The 20,843-nt window shown below is 62.0% G+C and carries 19 protein-coding genes; 8 read left to right on the top strand and 11 right to left on the bottom strand.

Annotation, left to right across the window (positions count from 1 at the left end):
* The 5 genes from KVH01_RS19050 to ctlX all read right to left on the bottom strand — a co-directional run bounded on the left by KVH01_RS19050 (position 1) and on the right by ctlX (position 4,574).
* Positions 1-714, bottom strand: a complete 714-nt coding sequence (locus KVH01_RS19050; protein ID WP_043048764.1) for an ABC transporter permease — start codon at positions 712-714, stop codon at positions 1-3.
* Complete coding sequence (locus KVH01_RS19045; RefSeq protein WP_217882447.1) at positions 711-1,412, bottom strand: ABC transporter permease; 702 nt, start codon at positions 1,410-1,412, stop codon at positions 711-713. Before KVH01_RS19045 ends, KVH01_RS19050 begins: the two co-directional genes overlap by 4 nt.
* 171 nt (positions 1,413-1,583) lie before the next feature.
* The gene (locus KVH01_RS19040; RefSeq protein ID WP_057704495.1) at positions 1,584-2,363 is read right to left on the bottom strand and encodes an ABC transporter substrate-binding protein; all 780 of its coding nucleotides are present in this window, start codon (positions 2,361-2,363) and stop codon (positions 1,584-1,586) included.
* A gap of 226 nt (positions 2,364-2,589) precedes the next feature.
* Positions 2,590-3,636 carry an ornithine cyclodeaminase gene (locus tag KVH01_RS19035; protein ID WP_217882446.1) on the bottom strand — a complete coding sequence of 349 codons (1,047 nt, stop codon included), beginning with the start codon at positions 3,634-3,636 and terminating at the stop codon, positions 2,590-2,592.
* An 11-nt stretch (positions 3,637-3,647) separates the two neighbouring features.
* Positions 3,648-4,574 carry a citrulline utilization hydrolase CtlX gene (gene ctlX / locus KVH01_RS19030; RefSeq protein WP_217882445.1) on the bottom strand — a complete coding sequence of 309 codons (927 nt, stop codon included), beginning with the start codon at positions 4,572-4,574 and terminating at the stop codon, positions 3,648-3,650.
* A 223-nt stretch (positions 4,575-4,797) separates the two neighbouring features.
* Between ctlX and KVH01_RS19025 the strand changes: the two genes are divergently transcribed.
* Positions 4,798-5,688 (top strand): GNAT family acetyltransferase, encoded by an 891-nt coding sequence (locus KVH01_RS19025; RefSeq protein WP_217882444.1) that lies wholly within the window; start codon positions 4,798-4,800, stop codon positions 5,686-5,688.
* 128 nt (positions 5,689-5,816) lie between these two features.
* Here KVH01_RS19025 and KVH01_RS19020 read toward each other — a convergent pair whose 3' ends face one another.
* From KVH01_RS19020 to KVH01_RS19000, 5 genes are all read right to left on the bottom strand, one after another.
* Positions 5,817-6,836 carry a branched-chain amino acid aminotransferase gene (locus tag KVH01_RS19020; protein ID WP_043048752.1) on the bottom strand — a complete coding sequence of 340 codons (1,020 nt, stop codon included), beginning with the start codon at positions 6,834-6,836 and terminating at the stop codon, positions 5,817-5,819.
* A 195-nt stretch (positions 6,837-7,031) separates the two neighbouring features.
* Positions 7,032-8,411 (bottom strand): dihydrolipoyl dehydrogenase, encoded by a 1,380-nt coding sequence (lpdA, locus tag KVH01_RS19015; protein WP_217882443.1) that lies wholly within the window; start codon positions 8,409-8,411, stop codon positions 7,032-7,034.
* 4 nt (positions 8,412-8,415) lie between these two features.
* Positions 8,416-9,690 carry a dihydrolipoamide acetyltransferase family protein gene (locus KVH01_RS19010; protein ID WP_217882442.1) on the bottom strand — a complete coding sequence of 425 codons (1,275 nt, stop codon included), beginning with the start codon at positions 9,688-9,690 and terminating at the stop codon, positions 8,416-8,418.
* A complete protein-coding gene (locus tag KVH01_RS19005) occupies positions 9,691-10,749 on the bottom strand; it encodes an alpha-ketoacid dehydrogenase subunit beta (RefSeq protein ID WP_005789444.1) in 1,059 nt (352 codons plus the stop codon).
* Between the two features lies 1 nt (position 10,750).
* Positions 10,751-11,986 carry a 3-methyl-2-oxobutanoate dehydrogenase (2-methylpropanoyl-transferring) subunit alpha gene (locus KVH01_RS19000; RefSeq protein WP_124401162.1) on the bottom strand — a complete coding sequence of 412 codons (1,236 nt, stop codon included), beginning with the start codon at positions 11,984-11,986 and terminating at the stop codon, positions 10,751-10,753.
* A 195-nt stretch (positions 11,987-12,181) separates the two neighbouring features.
* Here KVH01_RS19000 and bkdR point away from each other — a divergent pair, with 195 nt between their 5' ends.
* Complete coding sequence (gene bkdR / locus KVH01_RS18995) at positions 12,182-12,670, top strand: Bkd operon transcriptional regulator BkdR (RefSeq protein ID WP_003174877.1); 489 nt, start codon at positions 12,182-12,184, stop codon at positions 12,668-12,670.
* Between the two features lie 121 nt (positions 12,671-12,791).
* Here the strand turns inward: bkdR and KVH01_RS18990 are convergent, their stop codons facing one another.
* The gene (locus tag KVH01_RS18990) at positions 12,792-13,655 is read right to left on the bottom strand and encodes an MBL fold metallo-hydrolase (RefSeq protein ID WP_043048745.1); all 864 of its coding nucleotides are present in this window, start codon (positions 13,653-13,655) and stop codon (positions 12,792-12,794) included.
* Between the two features lie 94 nt (positions 13,656-13,749).
* Between KVH01_RS18990 and KVH01_RS18985 the strand changes: the two genes are divergently transcribed.
* The 6 genes from KVH01_RS18985 to KVH01_RS18960 all read left to right on the top strand — a co-directional run bounded on the left by KVH01_RS18985 (position 13,750) and on the right by KVH01_RS18960 (position 20,728).
* On the top strand, positions 13,750-14,085 hold the full coding sequence (locus KVH01_RS18985; RefSeq protein WP_043048744.1) for an ArsR/SmtB family transcription factor: 336 nt from the start codon (positions 13,750-13,752) through the stop codon (positions 14,083-14,085).
* A gap of 51 nt (positions 14,086-14,136) precedes the next feature.
* Entirely contained in the window at positions 14,137-15,381 is a 1,245-nt protein-coding gene (locus tag KVH01_RS18980) for an NAD(P)/FAD-dependent oxidoreductase (protein WP_043048743.1), read from the top strand.
* The gene (locus KVH01_RS18975; protein ID WP_043048741.1) at positions 15,382-16,188 is read left to right on the top strand and encodes a sulfite exporter TauE/SafE family protein; all 807 of its coding nucleotides are present in this window, start codon (positions 15,382-15,384) and stop codon (positions 16,186-16,188) included. It begins immediately after the preceding gene.
* Between the two features lie 108 nt (positions 16,189-16,296).
* On the top strand, positions 16,297-17,775 hold the full coding sequence (locus tag KVH01_RS18970; protein ID WP_217882441.1) for a DASS family sodium-coupled anion symporter: 1,479 nt from the start codon (positions 16,297-16,299) through the stop codon (positions 17,773-17,775).
* Positions 17,776-17,933: 158 nt separating this feature from the next.
* Complete coding sequence (locus tag KVH01_RS18965; RefSeq protein ID WP_217882440.1) at positions 17,934-19,580, top strand: MFS transporter; 1,647 nt, start codon at positions 17,934-17,936, stop codon at positions 19,578-19,580.
* Positions 19,577-20,728 carry an HlyD family secretion protein gene (locus tag KVH01_RS18960; RefSeq protein ID WP_043048736.1) on the top strand — a complete coding sequence of 384 codons (1,152 nt, stop codon included), beginning with the start codon at positions 19,577-19,579 and terminating at the stop codon, positions 20,726-20,728. Before KVH01_RS18965 ends, KVH01_RS18960 begins: the two co-directional genes overlap by 4 nt.
* Positions 20,729-20,843: the final 115 nt, after the last annotated feature.

Below are 20,843 nucleotides of genomic sequence, written 5' to 3'. Positions count from 1 at the left end.
TTAGCCTCGGGTAGGAACAAGAAAACGCATCCAGCGACGTTCGGCCAGTCGAAACAGGCCCACCAGTGCAAAGGACAGCAGCATGTAGAGCAGGGCGGCGATGCCGAAGGCCTGGAAGGTCAGGAATGTCTCGGCATTTGCGTCGCGGGCGACCTTGAGGATGTCGGCAACCGTGGCGGTGAACGCCAGCGAGGTGGCGTGCAGCATCAGGATCATTTCATTGCTGTAGGCCGGCAGCGCTCGACGCAAGGCGGCGGGTACCACCACATAGAGGTTCAGCCGCCAGCCGTGCAGGCCATAGGCGCGCGCCGCCTCGATCTCGCCATGGGGAATGTTGCGGATTGCCCCGGCGAAGATTTCCACGGTGTAGGCGCAGGTGTTGAGCACAAACGCCAACAGCGTGCAGTTCAGCGCATTGCGGAAAAACTGGTTGAGCAGGGCGTTGTCCTGCACCACTTCCAGGCTGTACAGCCCGGTGTAGCAAATCAGCAATTGGATATACAGCGGCGTGCCACGGAACAGGTAGGTGTAGAGCTCCACCGGCCAGCGCAGCCAGAAATGCTCTGAGACGCGTGCCAACGCCAGGGGGATCGACAGGCCAAAGCCCAGCACCACCGAGATAATGAACAGCCACAAGGTCATGGCCACACCGGACAACCCCGCGCCATCGCTGAACAGGTAGGCCATGCCGTATTGCTGGAACAGTTCGATCATGGCGCCATCCCCTTGATGCCCAGGTTATAGCGCCGTTCCAGGCGCTTGAAGATGCGGTTGGAGAGGGTGGTAATCACCAGGTACACCAGCCCCGCGAGGATCAGGAAGTAAAGCGGCTCGCTGGTGGACTTGCCGGCGTTCTGCGCGGCCTTGACCAGGTCCGACAGGCCGATGATCGATACCAGCGCCGTGGACTTGAGCAGCACCAGCCAGTTATTGCCAAGGCCTGGCAGGGCAAAGCGCATCAGTTGCGGGAACAGCACCAGGTGAAAGCGCTGCCAGCGGCTCAGGCCATAGGCGGCAGCGGCTTCCAATTGGCCTGCCGGCACACTGAGGATCGCGCCGCGGAAGTTCTCGGTGAAATACGCGCCGTAGATAAATCCCAGGGTGATCACCCCGGCGGTAAAGGGGTCAATTTCGAAATATTCCCAGCCGAACACTTCGGTCAGGTCATTGAGCCACAGTTGCAGGCTGTAGAAGATCAGCAGGATCAGTACCAGGTCCGGCACGCTGCGGATCAGCGTGGTGTACAACGTGGCCGGTACGCGCAGCCATCTGGCGCTGGAAAGCTTGGCGCCGGCGGCGATCAGGCCCAGGGTGAGGCTTAGGGCCAGGGCCAGGAAGGCCAGCTTGAGCGTCATCCAGGCACCCTGTGCCAGCATCGGGCCGTAGCCTTGCAGGTTGAAGAGTTCGTTCATGGGCAAGATCTCTAAAAGGCACACACAATCTCTGCGGGAACCGACCTGTGTGGGAGGGGGCTTGCTCCTGATAGCTGTAGCTCAGTCAATATTTTCAGTGACTGACACACTGCTATCGGGAGCAAGCCCCCTCCCACACAAGCTTCTTCCACAGGGCAGGCGATGGCTTGGTTACTCGTTGTAGATATCTTGATCGCCGAAGTATTTCTTCTGGATCTGCGCGTAGGTGCCATCGGCCTGGACGGCGGCGATGCCCTTGTTGATCAGCTCACGCAATGCCTGGTCGTTCTTGCGCAGGCCCATGGCGATGTCCAGGGGCAGGGTCGGGTCCTTGAAGGCCGGGCCGGTCTTGAAGTCGGCGCCTTCGGGCTTGGACAGAAAGTTGAGCTGGGCTTCGAGCTTGTCGGTCAAGGTAGCGTCGAGGCGACCGTTCTGCAGGTCGGCATAGTTCTGCTCCTGGGATTGGTACGCTTTGATCTGCGCGCCAAGCTTGGCCAGGTGCGCCCGCGCATAGGCTTCCTGCAGCGAGCCTTGCAATACGCCGACTTGCTTGCCTTTGAGCGATTCGGGCGTGTCGCCGAAGTCCGCGCCTTTGCGAGTGATCACCGAGGTCGGGCTGAGGAACAGCCGATCGGTGAAATCGATGACTTTTTCCCGGGCCGGGGTCACCGCCATGGACGACATGATCGCGTCGAACTTGCGCGCCCGCAGGGCCGGGATCATGCCGTCGAATTCGTTGTGCACCCAGGTGCACTTGACTTCAAGCTTGGCGCAGATGGCGTTGCCCAACTCGATATCGAAGCCTTGCAGGCTACCGTCGGCGGCTACGGATTCGAAGGGTGGGTATTCGGGGAACACGCCGAAGCGGATTTCTTTCCAATCCTGGGCGTGGGCGGCGGTGGCGCACAGTGGCAACAGCAAGGCAGCGAAGAGTGATCGCAGTGGAGTCATGTGGAGGTCCCTTTATTTTGTAATTGATGTCAGGGCAGTGAATAACTGGGAGCAGAGAATGCTTCATGATGGTGCGTTTTTTGTGTCGTTTACCCGGTGTGCAAAGCGCAAATTGCGCTGTTAAAACCTGCAATGCAGCGGAATCGGCTGCGGCACCCGCTGAATCGGCTTTTTGCCTCTGCAAATCTGGCCTGCCCTGGGCGCAAAGCGGCAGGCCAGAGCGGTCTCAGGCGCGCTTTTTGTGCTGTGCGACCGGCTGCTGGGCCAGGCGGGCAAACAGGTCTTTCGGGTCGGCCAGGTCGGGTACCAGTTCCAGTTCGCTGCCTATATCAAGGGCGTTGGCCACGTCCAGCACATAGCGCAATGCCGAATAGTCTTCGATGGCAAAACCCACCGAGTCGAACAGGGTGACTTGGCGCTCATTCTCGCGGCCGGGTTTCTGGCCGTTGATCACCTGCCACAGCTCGGTGACTGGCGAGTCTTGCGGCATGTGCTGGATCTCGCCTTCGATACGGCTTTGTGGTTCGTACTCGACAATCACGCGGGCGCGCTCAACGATGCTCCGGTCCAGCTCGGTTTTGCCTGGGCAGTCGCCGCCCACGGCGTTGAGGTGCATGCCGGGCTCGATCATCTCGTTCGTCAGAATGGTGGCGTAGGCCTTGTCGGCGGTGACGGTAGTGACGATATCCGCGCCTTTGACCGCTTCGGCGACGCTGCCGGCCAGGATCACCTTGATCGCCGGAAACGCCTTGAGGTTGGCGGCGAGCTTGGCGGTGGCCTTGGGGTCGATATCGAACAGGCGGATTTCAGTAATGCCGAGCATGGCGTGGAAAGCCAGGGCCTGGAACTCGCTCTGGCAGCCGTTGCCGATCAGCGCCATGCTGCGACTGTCGGCGCGGGCCAGGTAGCGGGCGACCAGGGCCGAGGTGGCGGCGGTGCGGATCGCAGTGGTCAGGGTCATTTCCGCCAGCAGCACCGGTTTGCCGGTGTCCACATCGCCCAGAGCGCCGAAAGCCATCACCGTGAGCATGCCCGCCAGGGTGTTTTTCGGGTGGCCGTTGACGTATTTGAAGGCATATAGCGAAGCGTCGGACACCGGCATCAGCTCGATCACGCCATCCGGTGAATGGTTGGCCAGGCGCGCGCACTTTTCGAAATCCTGCCAGCGCAGGTAGTCGGCGCGAATGTAGTCGGCCATCTCGGTGATGCAGGTTTGCAGGCCTTTCTGCGAAACCAGGTAGCTGAGGTCGTTGACGTCGATGTAACGGGTCATGGCAAGACTCCTTATTGAAATGAGGGACGGGCTGGCAGATGCACTTCTGCCAGCATGCAGCGGGCACTGCCGCCGCCGATGCGTTCGATGTTGTCGATATTCACCACCACCGGCCGCGTGTGGCGCTCCACGTGCTGGCGCTGGGCAGGTTGCAGCGCGCCCCAGGCGCTGGCGGACATCACCAGCAGTGGCTGGCCGTCACGGTCGTGGACTTCGAGCATGTTGCCGGCAAAGGCTTCCAACTGGTCGAAGTCGAGGGCGAGGATGTCTTTGCCGGTGTCGCGCAGGGAGCGCTCCAACGTCAGGCGCTCGCTTTCATCGGGCAGGGCTTGCAGGCACACCACCGCGAGGTCGCGACCGACGCTCATCATCACGTTGCTGTGATAGATCGGTGCGTGGTGGCGGTCGAGGGCATGGAATACGCAGAGCTGGTAGTCGAGGCGTTCGGCAAACTGGCGCAGCGCCGCGTAGTGGGTGCGCCCCGAATGGCAGGCGTAGCTGATGCGGTGCTGGCGGTCGAGCACCATGCTGCCGGTGCCTTCCAGGAAGATGTTCTGTTGTTCCAAGTGGCTGAGGTCGATGGTGGTATTGATCGCAAAGCGTTGCTCCAAGACTTGCAGCACGCCCTTGTTGCGCTCCAATCGGCGGTTCTGGCCCTCCATGGGGTAGAGCACCAGGCTGCCGTCGGCGTGGCTGCTCCACCAGTTGTTGGGGAAGATCGAGTCCGGGGTGTGAGGCGCCGGGGTGTCCTGCACCACCAGCACTTCCACCCCGTGATTGCGCAGGGTGTCGACATAACCGTCGAACTCTTCCAGCGCTTTGTGCTGTGCACTGAGCGGGTCCAGCGGCGGGCGTTGGAAACGGTTGTTGATCGCGGTGTCCGGGTTGAAGGCAAAGCGCGCCGGGCGGATCATCAGGACGGTGTTGGTGGTTTGCATGGGGGCACGGGTCCATGGGGGATCTTGTAGCGCTATTTTGTGCGCTGTCGAGGAAGGATCCCGGCTGAAACAGCGGTGCTGCTCAGCCGGGAAAGCTGAAACCGGCGGCGGCACAGCCGAATCGGCTGCCGGATTGAAATGCGATCAACCTGTGGGAGCAGGCAAGCCATCTCACACATTGGTATTGTGGTGATAGTTATCGTTGTGTCCGCCAGGAGGAATTATGTCTACCGCCGTTCGCCTCGCCCAGCCAGCCGATGCCAAGGGCATCAGCCAGGTCATCCTGGCCGCCTTGCACAGCAGTAATGCGCGGGATTATCCGGCGGATGTGATTGCGCGAGTCGCCAGCAGTTTCACTCCCGACGCCGTGCTGGACCTGCTCAAGCGCCGTGTCGTGCTGGTGGCCACCCAGGACCAGGTGATCGTCGCCACCGCCGCCCTTGACGCCAACGTAGTACGTTCGGTGTTCGTCAACCCTGCGTTGCAAGGGCAGGGCATTGGCCGGTTGTTGATGATCGAGATCGAACTGCGTGCCCGGGAGGCGGGCGTGACGATACTCAGCGTGCCGTCCTCACTGACTGCGGAGCCCTTCTATACCAGGCTGGGTTTTCATACCGTGCGCGATGTCTACCATGGCAACGAGCGCACGCTGGTGATGGAAAAGGCGCTGCTGTCACGACATCCCATCGGCCCTTATCGAGACCGTCAGCACCGCACCCAAGTGATCGAGTTATGGCACGAGGCGTTTGGCTATGACACCGCGCATAACCTGCCGAGCCTGGCGATTGACAAGAAACTGGCGGTCAACGATGGGTTGTTCTTCGTCGCCACCGACAAGAAAGCCGTGATCGGCACGATACTCGCCGGCTATGACGGTCACCGTGGCTGGCTGTACTCCGTGGCTGTGCATGCCGACTATCGGCGCCATGGTTTGGGATCGTCGCTGGTGCGCCATGCCGAGCAGGCGTTGACGGCGCTGGGCTGCATGAAGATCAACCTGCAGATCACCGGAGGCAATGACGTAGTGGTGGGGTTCTATGAGGCGCTGGGGTATGGCGTGGAACCGAGGGTCAGTATGGGCAAAAAGATTGTCGGGAATATCCCTCAATCCTGAAAATACTGGAGATCCAATGTGGGAGGGGGCTTGCTCCCGATAGTGGAGTGTCAGTCGATGAAGATGTTGACTGACCTGCCGCCATCGGGAGCAAGCCCCCTCCCACAGGGTATTGCGGTGTCGCTGGCTTATACCTTGACGATCCAACCCGCTGGCGCTTCCACGTCACCGGTCTGCACACCGGTGAGCTCTTTGTAGAGCTTCTGGGTGATCGGGCCGACTTCGGTCTCGCTGTGGAACACGTGCAGCTTGCCGTTGTACTGGATGCCGCCGATCGGCGAGATCACCGCCGCGGTACCGCAGGCGCCGGCTTCCTTGAATTGGTCCAGCTTGTCGATGAACACTTCGCCCTCAACTACTTCCAGGCCCAGGCGGGTCTGGGCCAGTTCGATCAGCGACAGGCGGGTGATGCCCGGCAATACCGAAGGCGACTTCGGCGTGATGAACTGGTTGTCGTGGGTGATCCCGAAGAAGTTGGCCGAGCCGACTTCTTCGATTTTCGAGTGGGTCATCGGGTCCAGGTAGATCGCGTCGGCAAAGCCGAATTTCTTCGCTTCCGAACCCGGCATCAGGCTGGCGGCGTAGTTTCCACCGACCTTGGCGGCACCGGTGCCTTGCGGCGCGGCGCGGTCGTAACCGGAGATCTGGAAGTTGTGCGGCACCAGGCCGCCCTTGAAGTAGGCACCGACCGGGATGCAGAACACCGAGAAGATGAACTCCGGTGCAGTGCGCACGCCGATGTTGTCACCGGTGCCGATCACGAACGGACGCAGGTACAGCGCACCGCCGCTGCCGTACGGCGGGATGAAGCGCTCGTTGGCCTTGACCACTTGCTTGCAGGCGTCGATGAAGGCTTCGGTCGGTACTTGCGGCATCAGCAGGCGGCCGCAGCTGCGCTGCATGCGCGCAGCGTTCTGGTCCGGGCGGAACAGGTTGATCGAACCGTCCTTGCACCGATAGGCCTTCAAGCCCTCGAAGCACTGCTGGCCATAATGCAGGGCGGTGGAACCTTCGCTGATGTGCAGCACGTTGTCGTCGGTCAGGGTGCCTTCCTGCCATTCGCCGTTTTTCCAGACCTGGAGAAACCGCTTGTCGGTCTTGATGTAGTCAAAACCCAGCTTGTCCCAATTGATGCTTTCGTTACCCATGACACCCTCTATCTCTGGTCAAGTCGGTTTTTTTTCTGGATGGGAGCAACAATACTGCATTCGCAGGGCTGTTCGCATCCCCTGTAGGAGCGAGCTTGCTCGCGAAGAACATAAGGGCGCCGCGTTTAACCGGGTTGCACGCGTTATCCTTGACGATTTTCGCGAGCAAGCTCGCTCCTACAAGTGTTGTGTCATTTATAAATGCAACGCATGCCCCAACGCCCGCAACGCCGCTTCCTGCACCGCTTCACCCAGGGTCGGATGGGCGTGAATGGTGCCGGCCACATCCTCCAGGCGCGCGCCCATTTCCAGGCTCAGGCCAAAGGCGGTGGACAGCTCGGACACCCCGGCCCCCACGGCTTGCCAACCGACAATCAGGTGATTGTCACGTCGCGCCACCACCCGCACGAAGCCGGCTTTGGACTCCAGGGTCATGGCCCGGCCGTTGGCGGCGAACGGGAAGTTCGACACGATGCAGTCCAGGCCGGCGGCCTTGGCGTCGTCCGGGGTCTTGCCGACTACCACCAGCTCCGGGTCGGTAAAGCACACCGCCGGAATCGCCGCCGGGTTGAATTCACGGGTTTTACCGCTGATCAGTTCGGCAACCATCTCGCCCTGGGCCATGGCCCGGTGCGCCAGCATCGGTTCGCCGCTGAGGTCGCCGATGGCATACACATTGCGCATGCTGGTCTGGCAGCGGCTGTCGATCTTGATCGCCGCGCCGTTCATGTCCAGGTTCAGCGCTTCGAGATTCCAGCCCTGGGTGTTGGGCTTGCGGCCCACGGCCACCAGTACCTGGTCGGTGTCCAGCGCAAGCGCGTCGCCGTCGGGCGCGCGCACTTGCAGTTGGTTGTCGGCAAAGCCGGTGACACTGTGCCCAAGGTAAAGCTTCACCCCGAGTTTCTTCAGGGACTCGGCCACCGGTAAGGTCAGCTCGGCATCGTAGGCGGGCAGGATATGTTCCTGGGCCTCGACCACACTCACTTCGGCACCGAGCTTGCGATAGGCAATGCCCAGTTCCAGGCCGATATAACCGCCGCCCACCACGATCAGGCGCTTGGGCACGCGGGTTGGTGCCAGGGCTTCGGTGGACGAGATAATTGGCCCGCCAATCGGCAGCATCGGCAGGTTGACGCTTTTCGAACCAGTGGCCAACAGCAGGTGCTCGCACTGGATACGCTGGTCGCCCACCTCGACGGTCTTGCCGTCGACCACCTTGGCCCACCCGTGGATCACCTGCACCTTGTGTTTTTTCAGCAGCGCGGCAACACCGGTGGTCAGGCGGTCGACGATACCGTCTTTCCATTCCACGCTCTTGCGGATGTCCAAAGTCGGTACATCCACTTCAATGCCCAGCTGCGAGCCCTGGCTATGGTGCACGGTTTGCTGGAACTGCTCGGCCACATGGATCAGCGCCTTGGACGGGATGCAGCCGATGTTCAGGCAGGTGCCGCCCAGTGCCTGGCCTTCCACCAGGAGGGTGGGGATACCCAGCTGACCGGCGCGAATTGCCGCCACATAACCGCCGGGGCCGCCGCCGATAATCAGCAGCGTGGTATGCAATGTCTGAGTCATGCCTTTACTCCAGGAACAGGCTGGCGGGTTGTTCGAGCAGGCCGCGGATGGCCTGGATGAATTGCGCCGCGTCCATGCCGTCGACCACGCGGTGATCGAAGGAGCTGGAGAGGTTCATCATTTTGCGCACCACGATCTGGCCCTTGATGACCATCGGCCGTTCGACGATACGGTTGACGCCGACGATGGCCACTTCCGGCAGGTTCAATACCGGCGTGCTGACGATGCCGCCCAAGGCGCCAAGGCTGGTCAGGGTGATGGTCGAACCGGACAGCTCATCACGGCTGGCCTTGCCCGTGCGTGCAGCGTTGGCCAAACGGGCGATTTCTTCGGCAGTGCCCCACAGGCTGCGGGCTTCGGCGTGCCGTACCACTGGCACCATCAGGCCCACGTCGCTCTGGGTAGCGACGCCCACATGCACCGCGCCGAGGCGGGTGATGACCTGGGCTTCGTCGTCATAGCGGGCGTTGATCTGCGGGAACTCGCGCAGCGCCACCACCATGGCGCGCACGATGAACGGCAGCAGGGTCAGCTTGCCGCGTGTGGCACCGTGCTTCTCATTGAGATGCACGCGCAACTCGTCGAGGGCGGTGACGTCGATTTCTTCCACATAGCTGAAATGCGCGGCGCGGCGGGTGGCGTCCTGCATGCGCTGGGCGATCTTGCGACGCATGCCGATCACCGGGATCTGGTGTTCGTCATTGCGCTCGGTATAAGGGTTAACTGCACTCGCACCGGCGGCCGGCCCCTGCTGCAGGTACGCCTCCAGGTCTTCGTGGAGGATTCGGCCCGCCGGGCCCGTGCCCTGGACCAGGCGCAGTTGAATCCCGGCATCCAGCGCGTGCTTGCGCACGGCGGGGGAGGCCAAGGGGCGTTCACTGGCTTCACGGGCCACGGGTGCTTGCGGCGCTTTCACGGCAGGCGCGGATTTGTTTTCTACCGATGCCGGTGCCGGTGCCGGTGCCGGTTTGGCTTCGGCCACAGGCGCGGTCTTTACCGGTTCGGCCGCCGCCGGCACATCCTTGGTATTGCCTGCGCCTTCCACTTCAATGCTGATCAAAATACTGCCCACCGCCATGACTTCACCCGGCTCGCCGCCGAGGGAAATCACCTTGCCGTGGACCGGCGAGGGAATATCCACCATCGCCTTGTCGGTCATTACATCCGCCAGCACCTGGTCTTCAACCACCAGGTCGCCGACCTTCACATGCCATTGCGACAATTCAACTTCCGCGATGCCTTCGCCGATGTCCGGCATCTTGATAACGTGCGTGCCCATTCAGACCTCCATGACCCGCTTCAACGCCGCGCCCACTCGGGACGGGCCTGGGAAATACGCCCACTCCTGCGCGTGCGGGTAGGGAGTGTCCCAACCGGTGACGCGCTCGATCGGCGCTTCCAGGTGGTGGAAGCAATGCTCTTGCACCAGCGACACCAGCTCGGCACCAAAGCCGCAGGTGCGCGTGGCTTCATGCACCACCACGCAACGACCGGTCTTTTTCACCGACTTGACGATGGTTTCCAGGTCCAGCGGCCACAGGCTGCGCAGGTCGATGACTTCGGCGTCGATGCCGGTTTCTTCGGCGGCGACTTGGGAGACGTACACAGTGGTGCCGTAGGTCAGCACCGTGACAGCCGAACCTGGGCGCACGATGGCGGCCACGTCCAGCGGTACGGTGTAGTAACCGTCCGGTACCTGGGCTTGCGGGTGTTTTGACCACGGCGTTACCGGGCGGTCGTGGTGGCCGTCGAACGGGCCGTTGTACAGGCGCTTGGGCTCGAGAAAAATCACCGGGTCATCGTTCTCGATGGAGGCGATCAGCAGGCCCTTGGCGTCATAGGGGTTGGACGGCATCACTGTGCGCAGGCCGCAGACCTGGGTGAACACCGCTTCGATACTCTGGCTGTGGGTCTGGCCGCCGTAGATGCCGCCGCCGCAGGGCATGCGCATGGTCAGGGGCGCAGTGAACTGGCCGGCCGAACGATAGCGCAGGCGTGCCGCTTCGGAGATGATCTGGTCGGTGGCGGGGTAGACGTAGTCGGCGAACTGGATTTCAGCCACCGGGCGCAAGCCGTAGGCACCCATGCCCACCGCGACACCGACGATGCCGCTTTCCGAGATCGGTGCATCGAATACCCGCGAGCTGCCGTACTTGGTCTGCAGACCTTCGGTGCAGCGGAACACGCCGCCGAAATAACCGACGTCCTGGCCGAACACCACCACGTTGTCGTCACGTTCAAGCATCACATCCATGGCCGAGCGCAGGGCCTGGATCATGGTCATGGTGGTGGTGGTCATGGCGGTTTCCAGTTCGATGCTGTTGTTGTGGTCGTTCATGTCACACCCCCAACTGCTGACGCTGGCGCTTCAAATGCTCCGGCATCTCTTTATAGACGTCCTCGAACATGGTCGCGGCGCTTGGGATCTGGCCACCGGCGAGGGTGCCGTACTGCTCGGCTTCCTTCTGCGCCTTGACCACTTCGGCTTCAAGCTCGGCACTGACCGCCGCATGCTCCTCTTCGGACCACTGGCCAATCTTGATCAGGTGCTGCTTGAGACGAGCAATCGGGTCGCCCAGGGGGAAGTGACTCCAGTCGTCGGCGGGGCGGTATTTTGACGGATCATCGGAGGTGGAGTGCGGGCCGGCGCGGTAGGTGACCCATTCGATCAGGGTTGGCCCAAGGTTGCGGCGCGCACGCTCGGCAGCCCAGGCCGAGGCGGCGTACACCGCGATAAAATCGTTGCCATCTACCCGCAGGGAGGCGATGCCGCAACCGACGCCGCGTCCGGCGAAGGTGGTGGCTTCACCACCGGCAATGGCCTGGAAGGTGGAGATGGCCCATTGGTTGTTGACCACGTTAAGTATCACCGGCGCGCGGTAGACGTGTGCGAAGGTGAGGGCGGTGTGGAAGTCTGATTCAGCCGTGGCGCCGTCGCCGATCCAGGCCGAGGCGATCTTGGTGTCGCCCTTGATCGCCGAGGCCATGCCCCAGCCCACACCCTGGACGAACTGGGTGGCGAGGTTACCGGAAATGGTGAAGAAACCCGCATCCTTGACCGAATACATGATCGGCAACTGGCGGCCCTTGAGCGGGTCACGCTCGTTGGACAGCAGTTGGCAGATCAGGTCCACCAGCGGCACATCGCGGGCCATCAGGATGCTTTGCTGGCGATAGGTGGGGAAGCACATGTCGTCGATGTTCAAGGCCAGGGCCTGGGCGCTGCCGATGGCTTCCTCGCCAAGGCTTTGCATATAGAACGACATCTTTTTCTGACGTTGGGCGACCACCATGCGGTTGTCGAAGATGCGCGTCTTGAGCATGGCGCGCATACCGCGGCGCATGATCTCGACAGGCACGCCTTCGGCCCACGGACCCAGGGCCTGGCCCTGGTCGTCGAGCACGCGGATCAGGCCCTTGGCCAGGTCGGCGGTGTCGGCGGGTTCTACGTCGATGGCGGGTTTGCGTACCAGGCCTGCGTCGGTCAGGCGCAGGTAGGTGAAGTCGGTCTTGCAGCCTGGGCGGCCCGAGGGTTCGGGAACGTGCAGGCGCAGCGGTGCATACGGCTGGGTCATGGCTTTCTACGCTCTATCTTGTGAATTTCTTGTAGTGGGCGCGCTAGCTGACAGTCAGTCTTCGGGTAGAAGAAATCCTGTCCTACAACAATCATAGGCGTGGCGTAGAAGAATATTTATCTGTGTTTCATTGCGCCCAGAGCCATTTGAGGATAAAAAAACTGCATAAACATAATAAGCAGGTGATTTTGTCTCATGCGCAAACTGGACCGTACCGATATCGGCATTCTCAACGCCCTACAAGAGAATGCCCGGATCACCAACGCCGACCTGGCCCGCTCGGTCAACCTGTCGCCGACGCCGTGCTTCAACCGGGTCAAGGCCATGGAAGAGCTGGGTCTGATTCGTGAGCAGGTCACGCTGCTGGATGCCGACCTGTTGGGGCTGCACGTCAATGTGTTCATCCACGTGAGCCTGGAAAAGCAGAACGAGCTGGCATTGCAGCAATTCGAAGGGGCGATCTCCGACCGGCCGGAAGTGATGGAGTGCTACCTGATGGCCGGCGATCCGGATTATCTGATCCGCGTGCTGGTGCCGACGATCCAGTCGCTGGAGCGCTTCATGATGGACTTTTTGACCAAGGTGCCGGGGGTGGCGAACATTCGCTCCAGCTTTGCGTTAAAGCAAGTGCGCTACAAAACCGCACTGCCATTGCCGGCCAATGGCATCAGCCTCGGTTCCTGATTCAACACAGGACCAAATGTGGGAGGGGGCTTGCTCCCGATAGCGGTGTGTCAGTCAACTTATGTGTAGCTGATCCACTGCTATCGGGAGCAAGCCCCCTCCCACATTTTTTACTGTATTTTCACAGTTGGTTGAGAGGGATCTTCAGGTAGGTCACGCCGTTTTCTTCCGCTGGCGGCATGTTCCCCGCCCGCACATTCACCTGGATCGCCGGCAACAACAGCGTCGGCATGCCCAGCCCGGCATCACGGGTGGTGCGCATCTCTACAAACGTCGCTTCATCCACCCCATCATGCACGTGGATATTCCCCGCCCGTTGTTCCGCTACGGTGGTCAGGCACTTGGCCTCACGCCCCTCAGGCGGGTAGTCATGGCACACGTACAACTTGGTGTCCGAAGGGAAAGCCAACAGCTTGCGCATCGACGCGTACAACTGCCGCGCATCACCGCCGGGAAAGTCGCAGCGGGCGGTGCCGACGTCGGGCATGAACAGCGTGTCGCCCACCAGGATCAAGCGGCCGTCGATCAAGTAGGCCATGTCGGCCGGGGTGTGTCCCGGCACATGCAGGGCCTGGGCTTTCAAACCGCCGATATGAAAGATTTCATCCGGCGCAAACAGGTGATCGAACTGCGAACCGTCGACGCGAAATTCCGGCTCCAGGTTGAACAGGTGCTTGAATACGCCTTGTACCTTGCTGATCGACTCGCCGATCGCGATCTTGCCGCCCAACGTGCGACGAAGATAGGGCGCGGCGGACAGGTGGTCGGCATGGGCGTGGGTTTCGAGCAACCACTGCACCTGCAAGCCGTGCTCGCGCACAAAGGCAATGACCTTGTCAGCCTGGGCGGTGTCGGTACGCCCGGACGCCGGGTCGTAATTGAGCACCGAGTCGACAATGGCGCAGGGGCCGCCATCCGCTTCATAGACGATATAGGTGTAGGTCGACGATGCGTCATCCAGAAAGGCTTGAATCAACGCTGGCATGGCGGCTGTCCCCGATGAAGAAAAAAGTGGTTACAATCAGTTTATGTTTAAACATAATGTCTTGAGCTTAAGTGACATAAAGGACCCGAAGCAAATGGAATCTACCTTGAGTGAGGGCGAAGTCGCCCAGTTGCGTGCGTCGGCGTCCAAGGCCTGTTGCCTGCTCAAGGCCCTGGCCAATGAAGACCGGCTGTTGATCCTGTGCCAGTTGACCCAGGGTGAGCGTAACGTCGGCGAGCTGGAAGCCCTGACCGGCGTGCGCCAGCCCACCCTGTCCCAACAGTTGGGCATCCTGCGCGATGAAGGGCTGGTCGCAACCCGTCGTGAAGGCAAATACATTTTCTACGGCCTGGCCAGCCACGAAGTGATTCAAGTAATGAAGACCCTGTCCGGCCTGTATTGCGGCGCGGTCATAAAAAGCTGGGCGTGACGCCATCCGGCAGCGACCCTTGTGTGCATTGACTCAAAAAGGCAGTAGACAATGACCGAACAACACTGGGGACCCACCATCAGTGGCGATATCGTCGTCATCGGCGCCGGCTCGGCAGGCATCGGCCTGGTGGCCAGCCTGCTCAAGCGCGACCCGCACCTGAACATCACCCTGATCGAACCCAACGACTATCACTGTTACCAGCCGGCCTGGACCCTGGTGGGCGGTGGCGCCTACGACCTGGCAAAGACCCGCCGCCCTCTGGCCGACGTATTGCCCAACGGCGTCAGTTGGGTACAGGCCGCCGTCAGCGAGCTGCTGCCCGACGAGCAAACCCTGGTGCTCGACAGCGGCCAGCGCGTGACCTGGAACAACCTGATCGTCTGCCCCGGCCTGCGCCTGGCCTGGGAGAAAATCGAGGGCCTGCAGGACACCCTCGGCCGCCACGGCGTGACCTCCAACTACAGCTATGAGCATGCCGCCTACACCTGGCAACTGGTGCAGCAACTCAAGGGCGGCAAGGCACTGTTCACCCAGCCGGCCATGCCGATCAAATGCGCCGGCGCGCCGCAGAAAGCCATGTATCTGTCGTGCGACCACTGGCTCAAGCAGGGCAATCTCAACAACATCGACGTCGAATTCAACCTGGCCGGCGCCGCGCTGTTTGGCGTAGCGACCTTTGTGCCGCCATTGATGGAATACGTGGAGAAATACAAGGCGCGCCTGGCGTTCAATTCCAACCTGGTGAAAGTCGACGGCCCGGCGCGCACAGCCTGGTTTGAAGTGAAGGACGCCGAAGGCAAGGTGAACGTCGAAGAGAAAACCTTTGATATGTTGCACGTTGTACCGCCGCAGGTGGCCCCGGACTTTATCCGCCAGAGCCCGCTGGCCGACGCCGCCGGCTGGTGCGAGGTGAACCCCCACAGCCTGCAGCACCTGCGCTACCCGCATATCTTCGGCCTGGGGGATGTGTGCGGCACCAGCAACGCCAAGACCGCCGCCGCCGTGCGCAAGCAGATCGTGGTGGTGGCCGAGAACCTGCTGGCCCTGCGCAAACAGGCGCCGCTGCCGCTCAAGTATGACGGCTATGGCTCCTGCCCGCTGACGGTGGAGAAGGGCAAGGTGGTACTCGCCGAGTTCGGCTACGGCGGCAAGCTGCTGCCGACCTTTCCCCTCGACCCGACCCGGGCGCGTCGCTCGATGTGGTTCCTCAAGGCCACGTTGCTGCCGTGGTTCTACTGGAACGGCATGCTCAAGGGCCGCGAGTGGCTGACCCGTCTGAGCAAGGTGGACTGAATGCTGCTGGCAAGTATCCTGGGGGTATTGATGGGCCTGGTCATGGGCCTGACCGGCGCCGGCGGCGGCATCCTAGGGGTGCCGGCACTGGTGCTGGGGCTGGGCTTGAGTATGACCCAGGCGGCCCCGGTGTCACTGCTCGCAGTGGGCGCGGCGGCGGCAGTGGGCGCGATTGATGGCTTGCGTCATGGGCTGGTGCGTTATCGCGCGGCGCTGTTGATCGCATTGCTGGGCGCGTTGTTTTCGCCTTTGGGCGTGTTCGTCGCCCACCAATTGTCGGAGCAACTGCTGATGGGCCTGTTCAGCGCCTTGATGGTGCTGGTGGCTTGGCGCATGTTGCGGCGCGAGAAAGTCGAAGCCGGGCCAAGCGACCATGGCTCGGCCTCGTGGGGCCAGAAGAACTGCATGCTCAACCAGCAGACCGGGCGCCTGGCCTGGACGGCCAAATGCACGGCCACCCTGGCTGCATTGGGCGCGGTGACCGGCGCGGTGTCGGGGTTGCTTGGCGTGGGCGGCGGCTTCCTGATCGTGCCGGCGTTCAAGCAACTGACCGACGTGCAGATGCGTGGGATCGTCGCGACTTCGTTGATGGTGGTCAGCCTGCTTTCGCTGATCGGCGTGGTGGGCGCGTTTCATGCCGGGGTTAGCATCGAGCCGGTAGGCTGGGTGTTTATCGGCGCAAGCGTCGTCGGCATGCTGGCCGGACGACGGTTGTGTTCGGTGATCCCTGCGCGCAGCTTGCAGGTGGGTTTTGCCAGCCTGTGTGTGGTGGTCGCGGCCGGGATGCTGGTTAACGCGTTGCGCTGAACCTCTTCAGGGGGGGCGGCGGCGTGGTGCGTTGATGCCCGTCAACACCTGCTGCAGCGAATGGGTCCATGGTGTCTGCCTGATTAACCGGCCGACGGAGAACCCCCCATGAGCGACCCGGCAATAACCACGGCATCCTTCAAATTACCCCTGGGCCTGGTGGTCGGCGTGCTGGTGATGGTCGGCGTCCTGCTGTTGCCGCTGCCCGCCGACCTGCCGGTGGCCGGGCATCGCATGCTGGCGATCCTCGCGTTCGCCGTGGTGGTGTGGATCACCGAGGCGGTGTCTTATGAAGCCAGCGCGATCATGATCACCTCGCTCATGGCGTTCCTGCTGGGCACCGCGCCGTCGCTGCAGGATCCCACGCACCTGATCGGCTCCAGCCCGGCCATCAGCATGGCGCTCACCGGCTTCTCCAATCCGGCGCTGGCGTTGGTGGCGGGAGCGTTGTTCATAGCTGCGGCCATGACCCACACGGGCCTGGACCGGCGCATCGCGCTGGTAACCCTGACCCGGGTCGGCACCAGCACGCGCGGTATTTTGCTGGGGGCGATTGCGGTGACTGTCCTGCTCAGCCTCGTTGTACCCAGCGCCACGGCGCGCAGTGCCTGCGTGGTGCCGATCATGATGGGGGTGGTCGCCGCGTTTGGCGTCGACAAACGCTCGAACATCGCCGCCGGGCTGATGATCGTGGTGGCCCAGGGCACCAGCATCTGGAATGTCGGGATCCAGACTGCGGCTGCACAGAACCTGCTGACCGTGGGCTTTATGGACAAGATGCTCGGCCAGCGCGTGTCGTGGATCGACTGGTTGATCGCCGGCGCGCCGTGGGCAGTGATCATGTCGGCGGTATTGCTGTTGCTGGTGATCAAGTTGCTGCCGCCGGAAACCGACAGCATCCCCGGCGGCAAGGAAGCGGTGGCCCAATCATTGGTGGACATCGGCCCGATGACCGGAGCGCAGAAGCGTCTGTTGGCGGTCTCGGTGCTGCTATTGCTGGCCTGGGCCACCGAAGGCCGCCTGCACGCATTTGACACCACTTCGACGACCTATGCAGGCCTGGTCTGTTTGCTGCTGCCCGGCATCGGTGTAATGACTTGGAAGGATGTGCAGTCGCGCATCCCCTGGGGCACTGTGATTGTGTTCGGCGTGGGGATCAGCCTGGGTACCGCACTGCTGACCACCCAGGCTGGGCAATGGCTTGGCTCGCAGGTGGTGACGCATACCGGGTTGGGCCATGTCGGGCCATTGGGTGTGTTTGCGATCCTGGCGGCGTTTTTGATCGTGATCCACCTGGGGTTCGCCAGTGCGACGGCGCTGACCTCGGCGTTGCTGCCGATATTGATTGCGGTGTTGCAGACCTTGCCGACGGAGTTCAACCGGTTGGGGATGACGATGCTGCTGGGGTTTGTGATGAGCTACGGGTTTATCCTGCCGATCAATGCGCCGCAGAATATGGTGTGTTTGGGCACCGGGACGTTTACGGCGCGGCAGTTTGCCAAGGTGGGGATCCTGGTGACGTTGATTGGTTATGGGTTGATGTTGGTGTTTGCGGCCACTTATTGGAGTTGGCTCGGTTGGGTCTGATTGAAATGCGCATGTCGTCGAGCAAAGAAAGCCGCGAGTGACTGGCTGGATGGCCGCTTAACAATACGTCCGAGATGGCAAGATGAACGCCGCTCAGGTTTACTGTGCCTGAGTAATGGTTTTACCGACCTCACCCGTCGGGTCATCTAGGTCATCGAATGGACAAATACACCCCCCACACCTGGCAGCCCCACGAGCGCCCGAGCCTGCCCGGTTCGCCGTCGACGCCGCTGCACCCCACCCACAAGCGCTGGCTGTACGCGATGGTCGGAGTGCTGGTGGCGATCACCGGTGGCCTGGGCAACGCCCTGGTCATCGCCAACCTGCAATACCTGCAAGGCGCCCTCGGCGCGACCACTGCGGAAATGGCCTGGCTGCCGGCCGCCTATGTAATGACCAACGTGTGCATGAACCTGCTGCTGGTGAAGTTTCGCCAGCAGTTCGGCCTGCGCGCGTTTACCGAGGTGTTCCTGGTGCTCTATGCGCTGGTGACCTTCGGGCATTTGTTTGTCAACGACCTCAACTCGGCCATTGCCGTGCGCGCCGCCCATGGCATGGTCGGCGCGGCGCTGAGTTCACTGGGCCTGTACTACATGATCCAGGCGTTCCCGGCCAAGTGGCGTTTGAAAGCCCTGGTGCTCGGCTTGGGCACCGCGCAGCTTGCGTTACCGTTGGCGCGGTTGTTTTCCGAAGACTTGCTGCAGATCGCCGAATGGCGCGGGCTATACCTGTTCGAATTGGGCCTGGCCTTGATCTGCCTGGGCTGTGTGTTCCTGCTCAAGCTGCCACCCGGCGACCGCTTCAAGACCTTTGAAAAACTCGATTTTCTCACCTTCGCCATCCTCGCCAGCGGCGTGGCCTTGCTCTGCGCGGTGCTGTCGTTGGGGCGTATCGACTGGTGGCTGGAAGCACCCTGGATCGGCGTGGCCTCGGCCTGTTCCCTGGTGCTGATCATGACGGGGCTGGCCATCGAGCATAACCGCAGCAACCCGATGCTGATGACGCGCTGGCTGGGCAGCGGCGCGATGATTCGCCTGGCCTTGGCGGTGGTGCTGATCCGTATGGTGCTGTCCGAGCAATCCACCGGTGCGGTGGGGTTCATGCAGATGCTCAACATGAGCTACCAGCAGATGCATACCCTGTATGTGGTGATGCTGGCCGGCGCGATCGCCGGGCTGGTGGTCAGCGCATTGACGATCAACCCGGCGCACCTGCTGATGCCCCTGGTGATTTCCCTGGCGCTGATGGCCACAGGCTCGGTGATGGACAGTTTCTCCAGCAACCTGACCCGCCCGCAAAACCTCTACATCAGCCAGTTCCTGCTAGGCTTTGGCGGCACGTTCTTCCTCGGGCCGACCATGGTGCTGGGCACCAAAAACGTGCTGACCAACCCACGCAACCTGGTGAGCTTCTCGGTGATGTTCGGGATTTGCCAGAACCTTGGCGGCCTGATTGGCGCGGCCTTGCTCGGCACCTTCCAGATCGTGCGCGAGAAGTATCACTCGAGCATGATCGTCGAGCACCTGACCTTGATCGATCCACGTGTGGCAGCGCGGGTGCAGAGCGGTGGTTCGGCCTATGGCGGGATCGTCGCCGACCCGGAGCTACGCAACCTCATGGGCATCCGCAGCCTGGCCACGGCGGCCACCCGTGAGGCGAACGTCATGGCCTACAACGATGTCTTCATGCTGATCGCGATTATCGCGATCCTGACCATGCTTTGGATCTTTACCCGCAGCCTGTGGTTGATGAGCACCACCAAGGCAGCGACCCCTTCCGTTCAACCCAGCGGCGCTTCTTCATGACCGAACCGACTTCTACCACCACGACCACCAACGCCATCGCCGCGACCCCGGAAGGCACCACGCCCCCCGGCGCCACGGTGACTGAGCCGCGTTCCCTGCGGGTGCGTATCGTCTCGTCCCTGGGCTTTGCCGCGATTGCCATCATCGGTGTGTTGATCGTGCTGTATGCCTGGCAGCTGCCACCGTTCAGCAGCGCGGTGGAGACTACCGAGAACGCCCTGGTGCGCGGGCAGGTGACGATTATCGGCCCGCAGCTCAGCGGCTATGTATTCGAAGTGCCGGTGCAGGATTTCCAGTATGTGAAGGCCGGCGACCTGCTGGTGCGCCTGGACGACCGCATCTATAAGCAGCGCCTGGATCAGGCCTTGGCGCAACTGGCGGTGCAGAAGGCGTCGCTGGCCAATGTGGTGCAGCAACGCAACAGCGCCGAAGCAACTATCAAGCTGCGCCAGGCCGCGTTGGTCGATAGCCAGGCCCAGGCGCGCAAAAGCACCGCTGACTTGCGCCGCAACGAAGAACTGATCAGCGACGGCTCTGTGTCCAAGCGCGAGCTGGACGTGACCCGCGCCGCCAATGCCCAGACCATCGCCGCCGTGGCCCAGGCCCAGGCCAGCCTGGAAATTGCCCGCCAGGACCTGCAGACCGTCATCGTCAACCGCGGCTCCCTGGAAGCAGCCGTGGCGAGTGCCGAGGCGGCGGTGGAACTGGCACGGATCGATTTGTCCAATACCCGCATCACCGCCCCCCGCGACGGCCAGCTCGGGCAGATCGGCGTGCGTCTGGGCGCCTACGTCAATTCCGGCGCGCAATTGATGGCCCTGGTGCCCAAGCAACTGTGGGTGATCGCCAATATGAAAGAAACCCAGATGGACAATGTGCAGGTGGGCCAGCCGGTGACCTTCACCGTGGACGCGCTGAACCATCGCAAATTCCATGGCACGGTGCAGCACATCTCACCGGCAACCGGGTCAGAGTTCAGCCTGTTGCAGGCCGACAACGCTACCGGCAACTTCGTCAAGATCGCCCAGCGCGTGCCAGTGAGGATTACCGTAGACCCGGATCAGGCCGAGAGTGAGCGGTTGCGGCCGGGGTTGTCGGTGGTGGTGAGTATCGATACTGCCGGGCGCCTCAAAAACTCACCGCCCTGACACTGACACAGTGCAGAGCAAAATGTGGGAGGGGGCTTGCTCCCGATAGCAGTGGATCAGTCATATCTGTAGTGACTGTCACACCGCAATCGGGAGCAAGCCCCCTCCCACATTT

The sequence above is a fragment of the Pseudomonas khavaziana genome (assembly GCF_019145205.1).
GTDB lineage: Bacteria > Pseudomonadota > Gammaproteobacteria > Pseudomonadales > Pseudomonadaceae > Aquipseudomonas > Aquipseudomonas khavaziana.
The sequence above is the reverse complement of the archived record's forward strand: the minus strand, read 5'-3'. Positions and strand labels throughout refer to the sequence as shown.